Below are 15849 nucleotides of genomic sequence, written 5' to 3'. Positions count from 1 at the left end.
CCCCCGCACTTCGCGGTCGGCCGGTTGCTCGACACCAGTATGGCCCGATGGGGGAGCGCCGCGTTTAGGGCATCGGCATGCGGCTAGCATCTCGTTACGTGGCGAAGGTAACGGATCTTGTCAAACGCGTGCTCGTGGGACGTGCCCTGCGAAGCGGGCAGCTCCACGAGCAACTCCTGCCCAAACGCATCGCCCTGCCGGTCTTCGCAAGTGACGCGCTGTCCTCGGTCGCCTACGCCCCGCAGGAGATTTTGGTCATCCTGTCGCTGGCGGGCGTCTCGTTCTATTCCTACAGCCCGTGGATCGCCGTCGCCGTCGTGGTGGTGATGCTCACGGTGGTGGCCTCGTACCGGCAGAACGTGCACGCCTATCCGAGCGGCGGCGGCGACTACGAGGTGGCCACCACCAACCTGGGCAAGAACGCGGGGCTCACCGTCGCCAGCGCCCTCATGGTCGACTACGTGCTGACCGTCGCCGTGTCGGTGGCCAACGGCGTCGACTACGTCGGCGCGACCATCCCGTTCGTGGCCGAGCACCGGCCCGCGATCGCCATCATCATCGTGATCCTGCTCACGGTGGTCAACCTGCGCGGCATCCGCGAGTCCGGCGCCGCCTTCGCCGTCCCGACGTACGCGTTCATGTTCGCGGTGATCGGCCTGGTCGCCTGGGGCGGCATCCGGCTGCTGGTGTTCGGCGACGAGCTCCAGGCGCCCAGCGCCGGGTTCACCATCCGGCCCGAGCAGACCAACCTGGCCTCCTTCGCCGCGGCCTTCCTGATCCTGCGCGCCTTCTCCTCCGGCTGCGCCGCGCTGACCGGCGTCGAGGCCATCAGCAACGGCGTGCCCGCCTTCCGCAAGCCCAAGAGCAAGAACGCCGCCACGACCCTGCTCATGATGGGCCTGATCGCCATCACCATGTTCGGCGGCATCATCGCGCTGGGGCTGGCCTCCGGCGTGCGGGTGGCCGAGCCGAGCGTCGTCGCCCACGACCTGCTCAGGCCGGACGGCACCCCGGTCGGCGAGGGCTACTACCAGCAGCCGATCATCTCGCAGGTGGCCGACGCGGTGTTCGGCGGCGGCTCGCTGCCGTTCGTGGTGATCTCCGCGGTGACCGCGCTCATCCTGTTCCTGGCCGCGAACACCGCCTTCAACGGCTTCCCCGTGCTCGGCTCGATCCTCGCCCAGGACCGCTACCTGCCGCGCCAGCTCCACACCCGCGGCGACCGGCTGGCCTTCTCCAACGGCATCATCATCCTGGCCCTCGGCGCCTGCCTGCTGCTGTGGGGCTTCCAGGCCGACGTCAGCCGCCTGCTCAACCTCTACATCGTCGGCGTGTTCGTCTCCTTCACGCTCAGCCAGACCGGCATGGTGATCCACTGGACCCGTCACCTGAAGACGGAGACCGACCGCCAGGTCCGCCACCAGATGCACCGCTCGCGCGTGATCAACTTCTTCGGCGCCATCATGACCGGCCTGGTGCTGATCGTCGTGCTGCTGACCAAGTTCCTGGTCGGGGCGTGGATCGTGGTGATCGCGATGCCGGTGCTGTTCCTCATGATGAAGGGCATCCGCCGCCACTACGACAAGGTCGCGACCGAGCTGGAGCTCACCGACGACTACGAGCCGGCCATGCTGCCGGCCCGCAACCACGCGATCGTGCTGGTCTCCAAGATCCACAAGCCGACCATGCGGGCGCTGGCCTACGCCCGCGCCACCCGGCCCTCCTCGCTGGAGGCCATCACGGTCGGCGTCGAGGGCGAGGAGGCGCGCCAGCTCCAGGAGGACTGGGAGCGGCGCGGCATTCCGGTGCCGCTGAAGATGCTCGACTCGCCCTACCGCGAGATCACCCAGCCCATCCTCGACTACGTCAAGACCCTGCGCCGCCGCTCGCCGCGCGACGTGGTCACCGTCTTCATCCCCGAGTACGTCGTGGGCCACTGGTGGGAGCACCTGCTGCACAACCAGAGCGCGCTGCGGCTGAAGGCCAGGCTGCTGTTCAAGCCGGGCGTCATGGTGACCAGCGTGCCCTGGCAGCTCCACTCCTCCGACCGGCTCAAGGGCCGGCCCGAGCCGTACGCGCCGGGCGCGGTGCGCCGTCCCTGGCACCAGACCGTCCAGGACGAGGGTGAGATCAAGGCGCGCTGACCAGCGTCCGCAGCCGCCACGTGTCGGACGCCGTCCAGCCCGGCGGCGCGGCGACGGCGGCCCACCCGTCCACGATGTTGGCGCCGTAGCGGTGGCCGTGGCCCGGCGGCACGGACATCGCCGCCGTCATGTCCACCAGCACCTGCCAGAACGTCACCAGCGGGAACCAGTTCATCTGCGGGTTCACCCCCGGCCCCCGCGTGCCCTCCAGCCATGCGGGCCGGTGGTAGATCAGCGTGGGCGACCACCACACGACCGGGTCGGTGGCGTTCTGCAGGTAGACCACCCGCGGCGGCGGCCACGGGCTCGGGGGGCGCCACAGGTCGGCCGGGTGCTGGGCGAAGCGGGCCGTCCTGCCGCCCTGGTAGACCGGCCGCCACACGGGGGTGCCGGGGTCGCGGTGGGTGGTGAGGTGGTTCCAGATGTGGTTGGCGTTGGGCGGGCCGACGAACAGCGCGCCGTCGGTCCGGGCGACCAGGTCGGTCAGGTCGCGGAAGGAGTTCTCCAGCTCGTAGGAGCCGAGGCTCTCGCCGGCGACCAGCAGCCGGGGCCGGTGGCCGGGCGGCAGCCGGTCCCACCTGGCGCGCACCGCCTCGAACAGGGCCCGCCCGGCGGCCGCCGCCTTGTGCCGGTCGGCCAGGAACGACACCCAGCTCGGCAGGTAGGAGTACTGCACCGCGACCATGGCGGTGTCGCCGTTGTACATGAACTCCAGCGAGTCGGCGATGTGCTGGTCGACCCAGCCGGTGCCGGTGGTGCCGAGCACCGCGAGCACCGGACGGCCGAAGCCGCCCGTCCGCTCCAGCTCCCGCACGGCGACCGCGGCCTGCTGCCGGGGCGAGGAGGTCGCGCCGAGGCCGACGTACACGCGGATGGGCTCGGTCGCCGTACGGCCGGAGAAGGCGGTCAGCTCGGAGACCGTGGAGGCGGTGCCGGTGAAGCGGCGGCCCTCGCGGCCCAGGGAGTCCCAGGCCACCAGCGACCCCGGCCCGCCGGACACCTTGGCCGAGCCCGGCCTGCGCACGCCCGGATGGGTGCCCTCGTTGGCGACCGAGGAGACGTCGCTCATCGTGTTGAGGAACCCCGAGAACAGCACGTCGTCGGCGAACACCGCGACCACCGAGGCGACGATCAGCACCCCGGCGATGTGGCCCACGTAGGCGGGGACGTACCGGTCGAGCCAGTCGATCAGCCTGCGCCCGGCCAGCCGGACGAGACGGGCCAGCAGCAGGCACAGCGCGAACAGCGTGACCGCCACCGCCAGGATCACCGGCGGGAACCAGGTGATCCGGGTGTCCATGCCCATGAGTGCCCGCACGTCGCGCTGCCAGTCGATGCTGTACCAGAGGGCCACGACGGTCAGCCCCGAGCAGCCGCCGATCATGATCTGCCAGGCGGCCCGCCGTCCACGCTCCGGCAGCCGGTACGGGATCGCCGCCCGTCCCAGCGCGCCCGCCGTGGCCCCCACGCCGTAGCCGAGGATGCCGGTGACCGCGCCCATCACGCCCTGGAACAGCCACGTGCGCGGCAGCAGCGAGGGCGTCAGGGAGGCGCAGGCGAACAGCACGGCCAGCAGCGTGCCCCCGAATCCGAGCCGCCGGCGCACCACCCGACTTCTGTCCATCATCACCCACAGTAGTGACTCAAGTCCGGAAAGTGGGCGTCCGGGGCGCGAGGCGGGGCACGCGGACGCCGCCCGTGGCGGCTCACCATAGGGTGGGGGTGTGGAACAGGCATCTCTGGAGCTGACGGTCGGTCCGGTCGCGCATGGCGGCTGGTGTGTGGCACGCCATGAAGGGCGGGTGGTCTTCGTCCGGCACGCGTTGCCCGGCGAGCGGGTGATCGCCGACGTGACCGAGGAGACCAGCCGGTTCCTGCGCGCCGACGCCGTGGAGATCCTGGAGCCCTCGCCCGACCGCGTCGTCCCGCCCTGCCAGTACGCCGGCCCCGGCCGCTGCGGCGGCTGCGACTGGCAGCACGCCACGCTGGAGGCGCAGCGCCGGCTCAAGGCCCAGGTCGTGGCCGAGCAGCTGCACCGGCTGGCCGGCATCGAGCGCGAGGTCGTCGTGGAGGAGGTGCCCGGCGCCAAGGACGGGCTCGGCTGGCGCACCCGCGTGCAGTTCGCCGCCACGCCCGCCGGCGAGCTGGGCTTCCGCCGGCACCGCTCGCACGAGATCGAGGTCGTCGACGCCTGCCTGATCGCCCACCCCGAGGTCGAGGCGGTCGCCGCCGAAGACCACGAGTGGCCCGGCGCGGCCGGCATCGAGGTCATCGCCTCCGCCGGCGGCGACCGTGCCGTGGTGGTCTCGCCGCGCCCGCGGCGCAGCGTGAGCGTGCCCGAGCTCGACGCGCCCGCCTCGATCCTGCTCGACCAGGGCAAGGGCCGCACGGTGCCGCGCCGCGGCTCCGGCGTGCTGCACGAGCGCGTGGGCGACCGCGAGTTCCGGGTCGCGGGCAGCGGCTTCTGGCAGGTCCACCCGGGGGCGGCCGAGACGCTGCTCGACGCGGTGCTGGCCTACGCCGCGCCCGAGCCGGGGGAGTGGGCGCTCGACCTCTACTGCGGGGTCGGCCTGTTCGCGGCCGGGCTGGCCGAGGCGGTCGGGCCCGAGGGGGCGGTGTTCGGGCTGGAGTCCGACGCGGCGGCCGTCCGCGACGCCCGCGCCAACCTGCGCGACCTGCCGCAGGCCAGGGTCGAGCGCGGCCGGGTGGAGGAGGCGCTCGACCGGTTCCAGATCGAGCGCGCCGACCTCGTGGTGGTCGACCCGCCGCGCTCCGGCCTCGGGCGCGAGGTGGTGGAGCGCGTCGCGGGGCTGGAGGCGCTGCGCATCGTCTACGTCTCCTGCGACCCGGCGACGCTGGCCAGAGACCTCAAGTGGCTGGGCGAGCTGGGCTACGAGCTGACCGACCTGCGCGCCTTCGACGCCTTCCCGATGACCCACCACGTCGAATGCGTGGCGCTGCTGGTGAAGCGCTGACGGCCGCGCCCGGCCAAGGCGTGACCTCATCGTGACGGTTTGCCGGATCCCCGGGCGGGTGAAGCTGTCTATCGTGCATCCATGGTCGCCTCCGGAGGCGCGGGCCGCCCAGGATCGGGCAGGCCGCCGATGACGCCGCTGACGATGAGCCATCGGCACCTGCCCGGCGTGACCGTGATCGAGGTGTGCGGTGAGGTCGACGCCACCAACCACACGCGATTACGGGAGCACGTCCGGCAGGCCAGGGCGCGTCCGGCCGATCACGTGGTGTTCGACCTGAGCGCGATGACGTTCATGGACAGCTCGGGGCTGCACGCCCTGCTCGCCTGCCACCAGGAGGCGAGCGCGCACGACGCGCGGGTCTACCTCGCCGCCCCGCAGGGCGCCCCCGCCCGGCTGCTGGAGATCACCGGGGTCGACGCGCACCTGCCGGTCTACCCCACCGCCGACGCCGCCGTGGCCGCCGCCGCGGCCGATCCGCCCCGCTGAGCCTTTGGTCACGCCCGTCCAGACCAAGGACGGACGCGCCGCGCGGGGAGGCGTCCCTAGCGTCGGGGCATGACGCAAACCACCCTCGCCGGACGCGTTCAGGAGATCGACGCCGTACGCGGGTTCGCGCTGGCGGGCATCCTGGTCGCGAACATCGGCTTCCTGGCCGACCCGGGCTACGCGCTGTCGGGCGCCATGCCCATCCCCGACGGGCCCGTGGCTCTGGCGATCACGGCCTTCGTGCTGACGAAGTTCTACATCATCTTCTCGTTCCTGTTCGGGTACTCCTTCACGCTGCAGATGCGGGCGGCCGAGCGGGCGGGGGCGAGCGTGCGGGCCAGGACGCTGCGCCGCTGCCTGGCGCTGTTCGTCATCGGGCTGGCGCACGGCCTGCTGCTGTGGATCGGCGACATCCTCACCCTCTACGCCGCGCTCGGCCTGGTCCTGCTGGCCCTGCGCGGGCTCCGGCCGAGGACGGCCGTCATCGCCGGGTCCTCGATCATCGGCGCGCTGACCCTGTTCTGGCTGGCCCTCGCCTGGCTGTCCACCCTCGACCCGGCCGCCGGGCAGCCCGCCGCGGCCGACCCGGCGGCGGCCGCCCGCGTGCTGGCCCTGGCCACCGGCGGCCCGCTGGACTTCCTGACGATGCAGGCCGAGCTCTACCCGCCGCTGGTGGCCACGATCTGGCTCTTCCAGGGGCCGACCGCGCTGGCGATGTTCCTGTTCGGGCTCGCGGCCGGCAAGTCGAGGCTGCTGGAGGGCCTCGGGCAGCGGCCCCGCCTGCTGGCCCGCGTCCAGTGGGCCGGCTTCGGCGTCGGACTGCCCGGCGGCGTGCTGTACGCCTGGACGTCCGGCCGGGGCGGCGCCGTCGAGCTGGTCGGCGGCGCGGTCAACACGCTCACCTCGATCCTGCTGGCCGCCGCCTACGTCGCCACCCTGCTCCGGCTGATCGGCCGCTTCCCGGCGGCGGGCCGCGTCCTGGCCGCGCCGGGACGGGTGGCCGCCTCCAACTACGTCGGCCAGTCGCTGCTCATCGCCCTGGTCTTCACCGGGTGCGGGCTCGCCCTCGCGGGCAGGCTGTCACCGGTCGCGGTGATGGGCGTCGCGCTGGTGATCTACACCGTGCTCGTGTGGGCGAGCGGACGCTGGCTGCGCACCCACCGCCACGGCCCGGTGGAGTACGTGCTGCGCCGGATCACCCACTGGCGCTGAGCTCACCGGCAGTGAGGTCACTCGCGCTGAGGTCACTCGCGCTGAGGGCGCTGGCGCCGACGTCAGAGCCAGCCCATGCGCTGGGCGGTGCGGATGGCCTCCAGCCGGTTCTGGGCGTTGAGCTTGGTCATGGCGCTGGACAGGTAGTTGCGCACGGTGCCCTCGGTGAGATGGAGCTCGCCGGCGATCCTGGAGATCGTCGCCCCGTCGCCCGCCAGGCGCAGCGCGTCGCGCTCCCGCTCGGTCAGCGGGCTGTCGCCGGCGGCCATCGCGGCGGCGGCCAGCTCGGCGTCCAGGTAGCGGCCGCCGGCCATGACCTTGCGGATCGCCATCGCCAGCTCCTCGGCGGAGGCGTCCTTGCCCAGGAAGCCGCTCACGCCGGCGGCCATCGCCCTGCGCAGGTAGCCGGGACGGCCCAGGCTGGTCAGGATGACGATCTTGCATTGGGCGCTGATCCGCTCGGCGGCGCTCAGGCCGTCCATGCCGGGCATCTCGATGTCCAGCACGGCCACGTCCGGGCGGTGTTCGGCGACCGCGTCCACGACCTCGTCGCCGCGGCCCACCTGGGCCACGACCTCGATGCCGTCCTCCAGGTCGAGCAGGGCGGCGATCGCGCCGCGGATCAGGTGCTCGTCGTCGGCGAGCAGCACGCGGGTGGTCATGCCGGCACCGCCGCGCGCAGCAGGTAGCCGCCGTCGGACGTCGGCTCGGCCCGCAGCACGCCGCCCGCCGCGCCGACCCGCGCGGCCAGGCCCGCCAGCCCGTTGGCCGCGTGCTCGCCCACCGGGCCGCTCACCCCGTCGTTGGACATCTCCAGGACCCCGTTCTCGATCGTGATCGTGCAGCGTTCGGCCTTGCTGTGCTTGAGCACGTTGGTGGCGCCCTCGCGGACGACGGTGGCGAGCAGGGTGCGCGCCTCCGGGGCCAGCGCCGTGGTGTCGGCCCGTACCGTGCAGCGGACCTCGGCCGCCTCCAGCACCGCCCGGACGCCGGCCAGCACCTCGTCCAGGTCGAGCGCCCGGTAGTTCTGCACCACGGTCCGCACCTCGCGCAGCGACCGCCTGGCCAGGTCGCGCACCTCGAACATGGCCCGCTCGGCGGCGGCCGGGTCGCCGGGCAGCGACTCGGCGGCGCGGGCGGTCCTGGCCGAGACGTCGGCGAGGCTCTGCCCGAGCAGGTCGTTGAGGTCGCGGGCGAAGCGCAGCCGTTCCTCCGACACGGCCAGCCTCGACCTGGCCTCCTGCCCTTCGTGCGCCTCCTTGGCCACCCGCCACAACCACAGGTTCGCCAGCATGCCGCCCACGCCGAGCCCGGTGAACACGGTCAGGACCGCCACCGCCGACAACATCTCCACGGGCAGGCCCATGGTCAGCGCGAGGACGACCACCAGGACGGCGATCCAGCCTGCCGACAGCGCGACGATCGTCCGCCGGCGGACGAAGGGGGCCAGCATCGCCAGCCACACCGGCACGGTGTACAGGATCGTGCCGGCCGCGAGGACCAGGGCGAGCACCCCGGCGACGGCCAGCAGCGCCGTCGGGCGCGGGCCGCCGCGCACGGCGATCCGGAACGGCCGCGTGGCCAGCGCCATGAAGACCAGCAGCAGCACGCCGGCGGCCACGAACACCTGCCGGGGCAGATCGACGTTCTGCGCGAGCAGGTACAGATTGTAGAAGCCGGTCGCGGACACCAGCAGGATGATGTCGGTGGAGTAGACGATCAGCCAGCGGACCTTGTCCAGCCGGGTCGGCCGCCTCACGCGGGCACCGCCGCGCGCAGCAGGAACTCGCCGGTGGGCGTCGGGGCGGCCGAGAGCGAGCCGCCCGCCGTGGTCAGGCGCTCCGACAGGCCGCGCAGGCCGCTGCCCGGGGCCGCGGCGAGGTCTTTGACGCCGTCGTTGCGCATCTCCAGCACGCCGCCCTCGATCGTGATCGCGCAGGTGGTGGCCGAGCTGTGCTTGAGCACGTTCGTGCCGCCCTCGCGCACGACCCACGCCAGCAGCGCGCGCCCGGCGGGGGACAGGTCGCCGGCCCTGGTCTCGATCAGGCAGCGGGCGCCGGCCGCCTCCAGCGCCGCCCGTACGCCGGCCAGCTCGGCGTCCAGGTCGAGCGTGTGGTAGCCGTCCACGGCCAGTTGCACCTCGGCCAGCGAGCCGCGGGCCAGCTCGCGCACCTCGTCCATCTCGGCGAGGGCCCTGGCCGGGTCCTTGGTGGACAACTTGGCCGCCAGCTCGCTCTTCAGCGTGATCACCGACAGGCTGCGGCCGAGCAGGTCGTGCAGGTCGCGGGCGAAGCGCAGGCGCTCCTCGGCGATGGCCAGGCGCGCCTTGGCCTCCTGGCCGTCGTTGGCGTCCCTGATCGTCCACCACAGCCAGCGCCACAGCAGCATGGCCGCGACCATGAGCGCGCAACTGGCCGCCTCGGGGATCAGCGTGCCCGCCCACGACCGGTCGGTGATCGCCACGACGTACGCGCTGACCAGGACGGTCACCACGGCGCCCAGGCAGGCCGTGCCCCACAGCGGCAGGTAGAACGCGGCCGCCGACACCCACAGGACGCCGGTCTCCAGCCAGGTGGCCGTGCTCGCCAGCTCGTCGTGCGGCAGCAGCAGCACCGAGCCGGCCGCGCACACCCCGGACACCAGCAGCTTGGCCGTGGGCCGCGGGCGGTCGTCGAAGGCGGCCCGCAGCACGGAGGGGAACAGCGCGAACTGGCCCGCCAGGAAGGCGATCGCGAGCAGCGCCTGCGGGAGTCCCATCAGGCCCTGCGTGGCGTAGACGAGGACGAGGGTGACGAACACCAGGCCCAGGAGGACGACCATGACGTCCATCCAGTAGATGAGGATCTTGCGCGCGCTCTCGGCCCGGCTCGCCATCGTCTTTCTCACCCCCGGATTCGGGGAAAATCCTATGTCAGGAGTGGGTCCTCCAGAGAATGCGGGATATTTCCGGTTTTGGGGGTACGCCGCGCAGCGACAACCAGGCCAGCCCGTGCCGGACGGCGTACTCCGACAGTTTGCGGGCCTCCGGCTCGTCCAGATCGCCGGTCCTGGCGAGCACCGGGGTCAGGGCGAGCCGCTCCCACGCCTGCTCCTCGCCGGGCAGGCCGTAGGCCCGCGCGAGCTGCCCGGCCGCCGCCCGCACGGCCGCTCCCAGCCTGCGCAGCCGTCCCTGCGGCCCGGTGCGCGGCTCCATCTCGGCCAGCAGCTCGACGGCGTCCACCCGGACGCCCTCCCGCCGGGTAGCGCGCAGCGCCGCCAGGTCGGCCGCGTCCAGCCCGTCGGGTGTCAGGCGCAGGGTGAAGAAGACCCGCAGCGGCCGTTCCCTCTGGAGGGCGTGCAGCGCCCGCGCCCTGCGCAGCGCGATGGCCGGGTCGGCGGCGTCGCGGAGCTCGAACCCCGCCGCGGCGGCCCCGAACGCGCCGACCGCCCTGCGGTAGGCGGTGGCCAGGCCGCCCGGCCTGGTGCACGTGACGGCCGGGTCGTCCCCGCCGGGCCCGCCGAACACCGGGAAGGCGTCACCGCCGGCCGCCCTCAGCCGGCCGAGCCCGGCGGCCACCGGGTCACTCCCCGGCCCCGCCTCCCCCGGCGGCCCGGCCCACCGGACGAGGCAGCCGTCGTCGTCCGCGACGAGATGGCCGAGGGCGTACCGGGCGACGCCGGTGGCCCGCGACTCGGCCGCCAGGTCGAACCCGGGGTCGCGCGCGGTGTCGACGAACCCCACGTACGAACGCGGCGGCAGCCGGACCTCCGCCGGCCGCTCCGGCGGCGCGAAGCGGACGGGAGCGGCGCCGGACGGCGGCGCGGGCTCGGCGCCCGCGGGCAACATCCGGATCGCCAGCGCCGTGGCTCCGGCGAGCGCGAGCGCGGCGAGCACCGCCAGCGGGCGGGGGAGCGTGCCGGGCTCTCTTGCTTTCCGCGACATATGCCACCCATCGTGATCGATCGGCTACTTTCAGCGGTTGCTGGTGAAGGTAGCAAGCGTTCGCCGGACGGCGCGGGGCTTTTCCGGTCGCCGTCCGATGTGGGCGGATAATGAGCCTCATGAAGCTGCGGATCTTCACCGAGCCCCAGCAGGGCGCCACCTATGACGACCTGCTCGCCGTCGCCCAGGCCGCGGAGCGCCTGGGGTTCGACGCCTTCTTCCGGTCCGACCACTACCAGCGCATCGGCCCCGGCGACCCCGGCGCCGGCTCCACCGACGCCTGGGTGACGCTCGGCGCCCTGGCCAGGGAGACCTCCACGATCAGGCTCGGCACGCTGGTGACGCCGGCCACGTTCCGGCTGCCCGGCCCGCTGGCGATCAGCGTGGCCCAGGTCGACCAGATGAGCGGCGGCCGGGTGGAGCTGGGCTTCGGCACCGGCTGGTTCGACGGTGAGCACTCCGCGTACGGCATCCCGTTCCCGCCGCTCGGCGAGCGGTTCGGCCGCTTCGAGGAGCAGCTGGAGATCGTCACCGGCCTGTGGACGGCGAAGGACTCCTACTCCTTCGAGGGCCGCTACTACCGGCTGGTCGACTCGCCGGCGCTGCCCAAGCCGGTCCAGCGGCCCCGCCCGCCGGTGATCATCGGCGGCTTCGGCGCCAGGCGCACGCCCCGGCTGGCGGCCACGTACGCCGACGAGTACAACGTGCCGTTCCGTACCCTGGCCGACACCGGGCAGGCGTTCACGCGGGTCCGGGAGGCGGCCGAGGAGGCGGGCCGCGGCCTGATCCTGTCGGCGGCGCAGACCGTCGTCGTGGGCGCCGACCAGGCCGAGATCGAGCGGCGCGCCGCCGCCATCGGCCAGGACCCCGGCATGCTGCGCGAGGGCGGCCTGTGCGGCACCCCCGAGGAGGTGCTGGCCAAGCTCGGCGCCTTCGCCAAGCTCGGGGCCGAGCGCGTCTACCTCCAGGTCCTCGACCTGGCCGACCTGGAGCACCTGGAGCTCATCGCCGCCGAGGTGCTGCCGCACGTGTAATTCCGTTGGCGGTGCTTCGTCCGGCTACGGCACACTTGGGACGTGCTGCTGACGATCACGACCACCGCCACACCGGCCACCGACCTGGGCTTCCTCCTGCACAAGCATCCCGAGCGCGTGCAGGAGTTCGGCCAGTCGTTCGGCACGGCCACGGTGTTCTACCCGGAGGCGGGCGAGGAGCGCTGCACGGCGGCCCTCCTGCTGGAGGTCGACCCGATCGCGCTGGTCCGCTCGCGCGGCCGCAACTCGCCCGACTTCAGCCTGTCGCAGTACGTCAACGACCGCCCGTACGCGGCCTCCTCGCTGCTGGCCGTCGCGCTCGCCGACGTCTTCCGCACCGCGCGGGCGGGCCGCTGCAAGGCCCGTCCGGAGCTGCCGGGCACCCCGCTGCCGCTGGAGATCCGGGTGCCCGCGCTGCCCTGCCGGGGCGGCCCCGAACTGGCCCGGCGGCTGTTCGAGCCGCTGGGGTGGACGGTGGAGGCGCAGACGCTGCCGCTCGACGAGGGCTTCCCCGAATGGGGCGAGTCCCGGTACGTGCGGCTGGCCCTGCGCGGCACCGTCCTGCTGGCCGACGCGCTCAACCACCTGTATGTGCTGCTCCCCGTCCTCGACGACGGCAAGCACTACTGGATGGCGTCCGACGAGATCGACAAGCTGGTCAGGGCGGGGGCGGGCTGGCTCGGCGGGCATCCGGAGCGCGGCCTGATCGCCCGGCGCTACTTCGGGCGGCGCTGGGCGCTGGCCCGCACCGCGCTGACCAGGCTGGCCGAGCTGGGCGACGAGACCGAGGAGGAGCTGGAGCCGGCGCTCGCCGAGGAGGCCCCCGCCGGGGAGACCGCCGCCGACGAGGCCGCCTTCGCCGTGGCGGTCGCCGAAGCCGAAGCCGTCGCCGAAGGCGCTGCGGAAGGCGCTGCGGAAGGCGCTGCGGAAGGCGCTGGGGAAGGCGGCGTCAAGGGCGACGTGCCGGAAGGAGGGGCCGAGGAGGCGGGCGCGGTGCGTAAGGCGCGGCCGCTCAACACGCTGCGGCGCGAGGCGGTGCTGCGCAGGCTCGAAGAGCTCGGCGCGGTCAGCGTGATCGACCTGGGCTGCGGGCAGGGCGAGCTGGTCGCCGCGCTGCTGGCCAGGCCCAGGTTCGCGCGCGTCGCCGGCATGGACGTCTCCTCCCTGGCGCTCACCATCGCCGCCCGCAAGCTGCGCCTGGACCGCATGCCCGACAGCAAGCGGGCCCGGCTCACGCTGTTCCAGGGCGCGCTCACCTACACCGACAAGCGCCTGGCGGGCTACGACGCCGCCGTGCTCATGGAGGTCGTCGAGCACGTCGACCCGCCGCGCCTGGCCGCGCTCGAACGCGTCGTGTTCGGCCGCGCCCGCCCGCGCCACGTGCTCGTCACCACCCCCAACATCGAGCACAACGTGCGCTACGAGTTCCTGACCGGCCTGCGCCACCCCGACCACCGCTTCGAGTGGACGCGCGCCGAGTTCGCCGCCTGGGCCGGCCGGGTGGCCGCCCAGTACGGCTACCACGTCGCCGTCGAACCCGTCGGCGAGGACGACCCCGAGGTCGGCCCGCCCACCCAGATGGGAGTCTTCACCCGTGATCAGCGTTCCTGAGCTGTCCCTCGTGGTGCTCGTCGGCGTCTCCGGCAGCGGCAAGTCCACCTTCGCCCGCCGGCACTTCAAGCCCACGCAGGTCATCTCCTCCGACTTCTGCCGCGGCCTGGTGTCCGACGACGAGAACGACCAGGCCGCCACGCCGGCGGCGTTCGACCTGCTGCACCACATCGTCGGCGTCCGCCTGGCCAGGGGGCTGTTCACCGTCGTGGACGCCACCAACGTCCAGTACCCCGCCCGCAAGAGCCTCATCGAGCTGGCCAGGAAGCACGACGTGCTGGCCGACGCCATCGTGCTGGACACGCCCGAGGAGGTGGCGATCGAGCGCAACGCCGCGCGCCCGGACCGCGACTTCGGCCCCGGCGTGGTGATCCGCCAGCGCAAGGAGCTGCGCCGCTCGCTGTCCAAGATCTCCGCCGACGGCTTCCGGCGGGTGCACGTGCTGCGCGGCCAGGAGGAGATCGACAACGCCGAGATCACCTACGAGAAGGCGTGGTCGGACCGGACGGAGCTGACCGGCCCCTTCGACATCATCGGCGACGTGCACGGCTGCCGCTCGGAGCTGGAGACGCTGCTGGCCAAGCTCGGCTGGCAGGGACTGAGCCACCCCGAGGGCCGCACCGCCGTGTTCGTCGGCGACCTGGTCGACCGCGGGCCCGACACGCCGGGCGTGCTGCGCCTGGTCATGGACATGGTCGAGGCGGGCACCGCGATCTGCGTGGCCGGCAACCACGAGCAGAAGCTCGTGCGCGCGCTGAACGGCCGCAAGGTCACCGTCGCCCACGGCCTGCGCGAGTCGCTGGACCAGCTCGCCGCCGGGCCGCCCGAGTTCGCCGAGCGGGCTCGGACGTTCATGGACGGCCTGCTCAGCCACTACCGCCTGGACGGCGGCCGGCTCGTCGTGGCGCACGCCGGGCTGAAGGAGTCCTACCACGGCCGCGCCTCCAAGCGCGTGCGCGCCTTCGCCCTGTACGGCGACACCACCGGCGAGACCGACGAGTACGGCCTGCCGGTCCGCTACCCGTGGGCCGACGAGTACCGCGGCCGGGCCATGGTCGTCTACGGCCACACGCCCACGGTCACCCCCGAGTGGATCAACAACACGATCTGCCTGGACACCGGCTGCGTCTTCGGCGGCCACCTGACCGCGCTGCGCTACCCCGAGCGCGAGCTCGTCCAGGTGCCGGCCGAGCAGGTCTGGTACGAGCCGGCCAAGCCGCTCGGCGCCCCCGCCCGCGAGCCCGGCATGCTCGACGTCGGCGACGTGATCGGCACCCGGCACGTCGAGACCCGCCTCGGCGGCCGGGTCAAGGTGCTGGAGCAGAACGCGGCCGCCGCGCTGGAGGTCATGAGCCGGTTCGCGGTCGACCCGAGCTGGCTGGTCTACCTGCCGCCGACGATGGCGCCGCCGGAGACGTCCAGGCTCGACGGCTACCTGGAGCACCCGCACGAGGCGTTCGAGGAGTTCGCCGCGGCGGGGGTGCGCGAGGTCGTGTGCGAGGAGAAGCACATGGGCTCGCGCGCCGTCGCCGTGCTGGGCAGGACGCCCGAGGTCGCCGCGGCCCGGTTCGGCGTGGCCGACGGCAGCACGGGCGCGGTCTACACGCGTACCGGGCGGCCGTTCTTCCGGGACATGACGCCGCTGGTCGAGGCGGTGCGCGCGGCGTGCGAGCCGCTGTGGGAGGAGCTGGGCTCCGACTGGGTCGTGCTCGACTGCGAGCTGCTGCCCTGGTCGGCCAAGGCGGGCGAGCTGATCAGGTCGCAGTACGCCTCCGTCGGCGCCGCCGCGCGGGCCGCGCTGCCCGAGGCCGTCGCGGCTCTGGAGGCGGCGGCCGGACGCGGGCTGGATGTGGGTGGGATGTTGGCCCGCACCCGACGCCGCTCCGACAACGCTGCCCTGTTCCGCGACGCCTATGCGCGCTACTGCTGGCCGGTGGACGGTCTGGACGGGATCAGGCTGGCGCCGTTCCAGATCCTGGCCTGCGAGGGGCGGGCCACGGCGCTGGAGCCGCACGCCTGGCACCTGTCCACGCTGGCGCTGCTCGACTCGCCGCTGATCGCGCCGACCAGGAACGTGTCGGTCACGCTCGATTCGCCGGAGTCCAGGGCCGCGGCCACCGCGTGGTGGGAGGCGCTGACCGCCGCCGGGGGAGAGGGCATGGTCGTCAAGCCGGCCACGTACGTGCCCGGCCGGGTGCAGCCCGGCGTGAAGGTGCGCGGCCGGGAGTACCTGCGGATCATCTACGGGCCCGACTACACCGAGTCCCTCGACGTGCTGCGCCGCCGCTTCCTCGGCAAGAAGCGCTCGCTCGCCCTGCGCGAGTACGCCCTCGGCCTGGAGGCGCTGTCGCGCCTGGCGGACGGCGAGGCGGGCTGGCGGGTGCACGAGCCGGTCTTCGCGGTGCTCGCCCTGGAGTCCGAGCCGGTGGACCCGCGCCTGTGACCCCGCCCCTCCGAAGGAG

12 protein-coding genes are annotated in these 15849 nt (G+C 73.4%); 7 read left to right on the top strand and 5 right to left on the bottom strand.

All coding sequences use genetic code 11. The features are described 5' to 3' along the window. The first annotated feature begins 77 nt into the window (after positions 1-77). The gene (locus ACIBQ8_RS11585) at positions 78-2144 is read left to right on the top strand and encodes an APC family permease (RefSeq protein WP_397176454.1); all 2067 of its coding nucleotides are present in this window, start codon (positions 78-80) and stop codon (positions 2142-2144) included. Here the strand turns inward: ACIBQ8_RS11585 and ACIBQ8_RS11580 are convergent. After that, on the bottom strand, positions 2131-3771 hold the full coding sequence (locus ACIBQ8_RS11580; protein ID WP_397176453.1) for an alpha/beta hydrolase: 1641 nt from the start codon (positions 3769-3771) through the stop codon (positions 2131-2133). The genes ACIBQ8_RS11585 and ACIBQ8_RS11580 overlap by 14 nt on opposite strands. Before the next feature lie 97 nt (positions 3772-3868). Here ACIBQ8_RS11580 and ACIBQ8_RS11575 point away from each other — a divergent pair, with 97 nt between their 5' ends. The 3 genes from ACIBQ8_RS11575 (at position 3869) to ACIBQ8_RS11565 (ending at position 6820) form a co-directional block, all read left to right on the top strand. After that, positions 3869-5119 carry a class I SAM-dependent RNA methyltransferase gene (locus ACIBQ8_RS11575; protein WP_397176451.1) on the top strand — a complete coding sequence of 417 codons (1251 nt, stop codon included), beginning with the start codon at positions 3869-3871 and terminating at the stop codon, positions 5117-5119. 81 nt (positions 5120-5200) lie between these two features. Next, positions 5201-5608, top strand: a complete 408-nt coding sequence (locus ACIBQ8_RS11570; RefSeq protein WP_397176449.1) for an STAS domain-containing protein — start codon at positions 5201-5203, stop codon at positions 5606-5608. Positions 5609-5677: 69 nt separating this feature from the next. Next, a complete protein-coding gene (locus ACIBQ8_RS11565; RefSeq protein WP_397191870.1) occupies positions 5678-6820 on the top strand; it encodes a DUF418 domain-containing protein in 1143 nt (380 codons plus the stop codon). Between the two features lie 62 nt (positions 6821-6882). Here ACIBQ8_RS11565 and ACIBQ8_RS11560 read toward each other — a convergent pair whose 3' ends face one another. From ACIBQ8_RS11560 to ACIBQ8_RS11545, 4 genes are read right to left on the bottom strand one after another with little or no spacing between them, the layout of a single operon-like run. Continuing rightward, complete coding sequence (locus ACIBQ8_RS11560; RefSeq protein ID WP_125646369.1) at positions 6883-7482, bottom strand: response regulator transcription factor; 600 nt, start codon at positions 7480-7482, stop codon at positions 6883-6885. Next, entirely contained in the window at positions 7479-8579 is a 1101-nt protein-coding gene (locus tag ACIBQ8_RS11555) for a sensor histidine kinase (protein WP_397176445.1), read from the bottom strand. The genes ACIBQ8_RS11560 and ACIBQ8_RS11555 overlap by 4 nt, the downstream gene beginning before the upstream one ends. Further along, positions 8576-9706 carry a sensor histidine kinase gene (locus ACIBQ8_RS11550; RefSeq protein WP_397191869.1) on the bottom strand — a complete coding sequence of 377 codons (1131 nt, stop codon included), beginning with the start codon at positions 9704-9706 and terminating at the stop codon, positions 8576-8578. The genes ACIBQ8_RS11555 and ACIBQ8_RS11550 overlap by 4 nt, the downstream gene beginning before the upstream one ends. Before the next feature lie 25 nt (positions 9707-9731). Continuing rightward, entirely contained in the window at positions 9732-10742 is a 1011-nt protein-coding gene (locus ACIBQ8_RS11545) for a hypothetical protein (protein WP_397191868.1), read from the bottom strand. A gap of 119 nt (positions 10743-10861) precedes the next feature. Between ACIBQ8_RS11545 and ACIBQ8_RS11540 the strand changes: the two genes are divergently transcribed. From ACIBQ8_RS11540 to ACIBQ8_RS11530, 3 genes are read left to right on the top strand one after another with little or no spacing between them, the layout of a single operon-like run. Beyond that, positions 10862-11776: an LLM class F420-dependent oxidoreductase gene (locus ACIBQ8_RS11540; RefSeq protein WP_397191867.1), complete on the top strand. Its 915-nt coding sequence runs from the start codon at positions 10862-10864 to the stop codon at positions 11774-11776. 42 nt (positions 11777-11818) lie between these two features. Next, on the top strand, positions 11819-13387 hold the full coding sequence (locus ACIBQ8_RS11535) for a 3' terminal RNA ribose 2'-O-methyltransferase Hen1 (protein ID WP_397191866.1): 1569 nt from the start codon (positions 11819-11821) through the stop codon (positions 13385-13387). Next, positions 13371-15830, top strand: a complete 2460-nt coding sequence (locus tag ACIBQ8_RS11530; protein ID WP_397191865.1) for a polynucleotide kinase-phosphatase — start codon at positions 13371-13373, stop codon at positions 15828-15830. The genes ACIBQ8_RS11535 and ACIBQ8_RS11530 overlap by 17 nt, the downstream gene beginning before the upstream one ends. The last annotated feature ends 19 nt before the right edge of the window (positions 15831-15849 follow it).

Origin of the sequence: Nonomuraea sp. NPDC049646 (assembly GCF_044465525.1) — a bacterium.
GTDB lineage: Bacteria > Actinomycetota > Actinomycetes > Streptosporangiales > Streptosporangiaceae > Nonomuraea.
The sequence above is the reverse complement of the archived record's forward strand: the minus strand, read 5'-3'. Positions and strand labels throughout refer to the sequence as shown.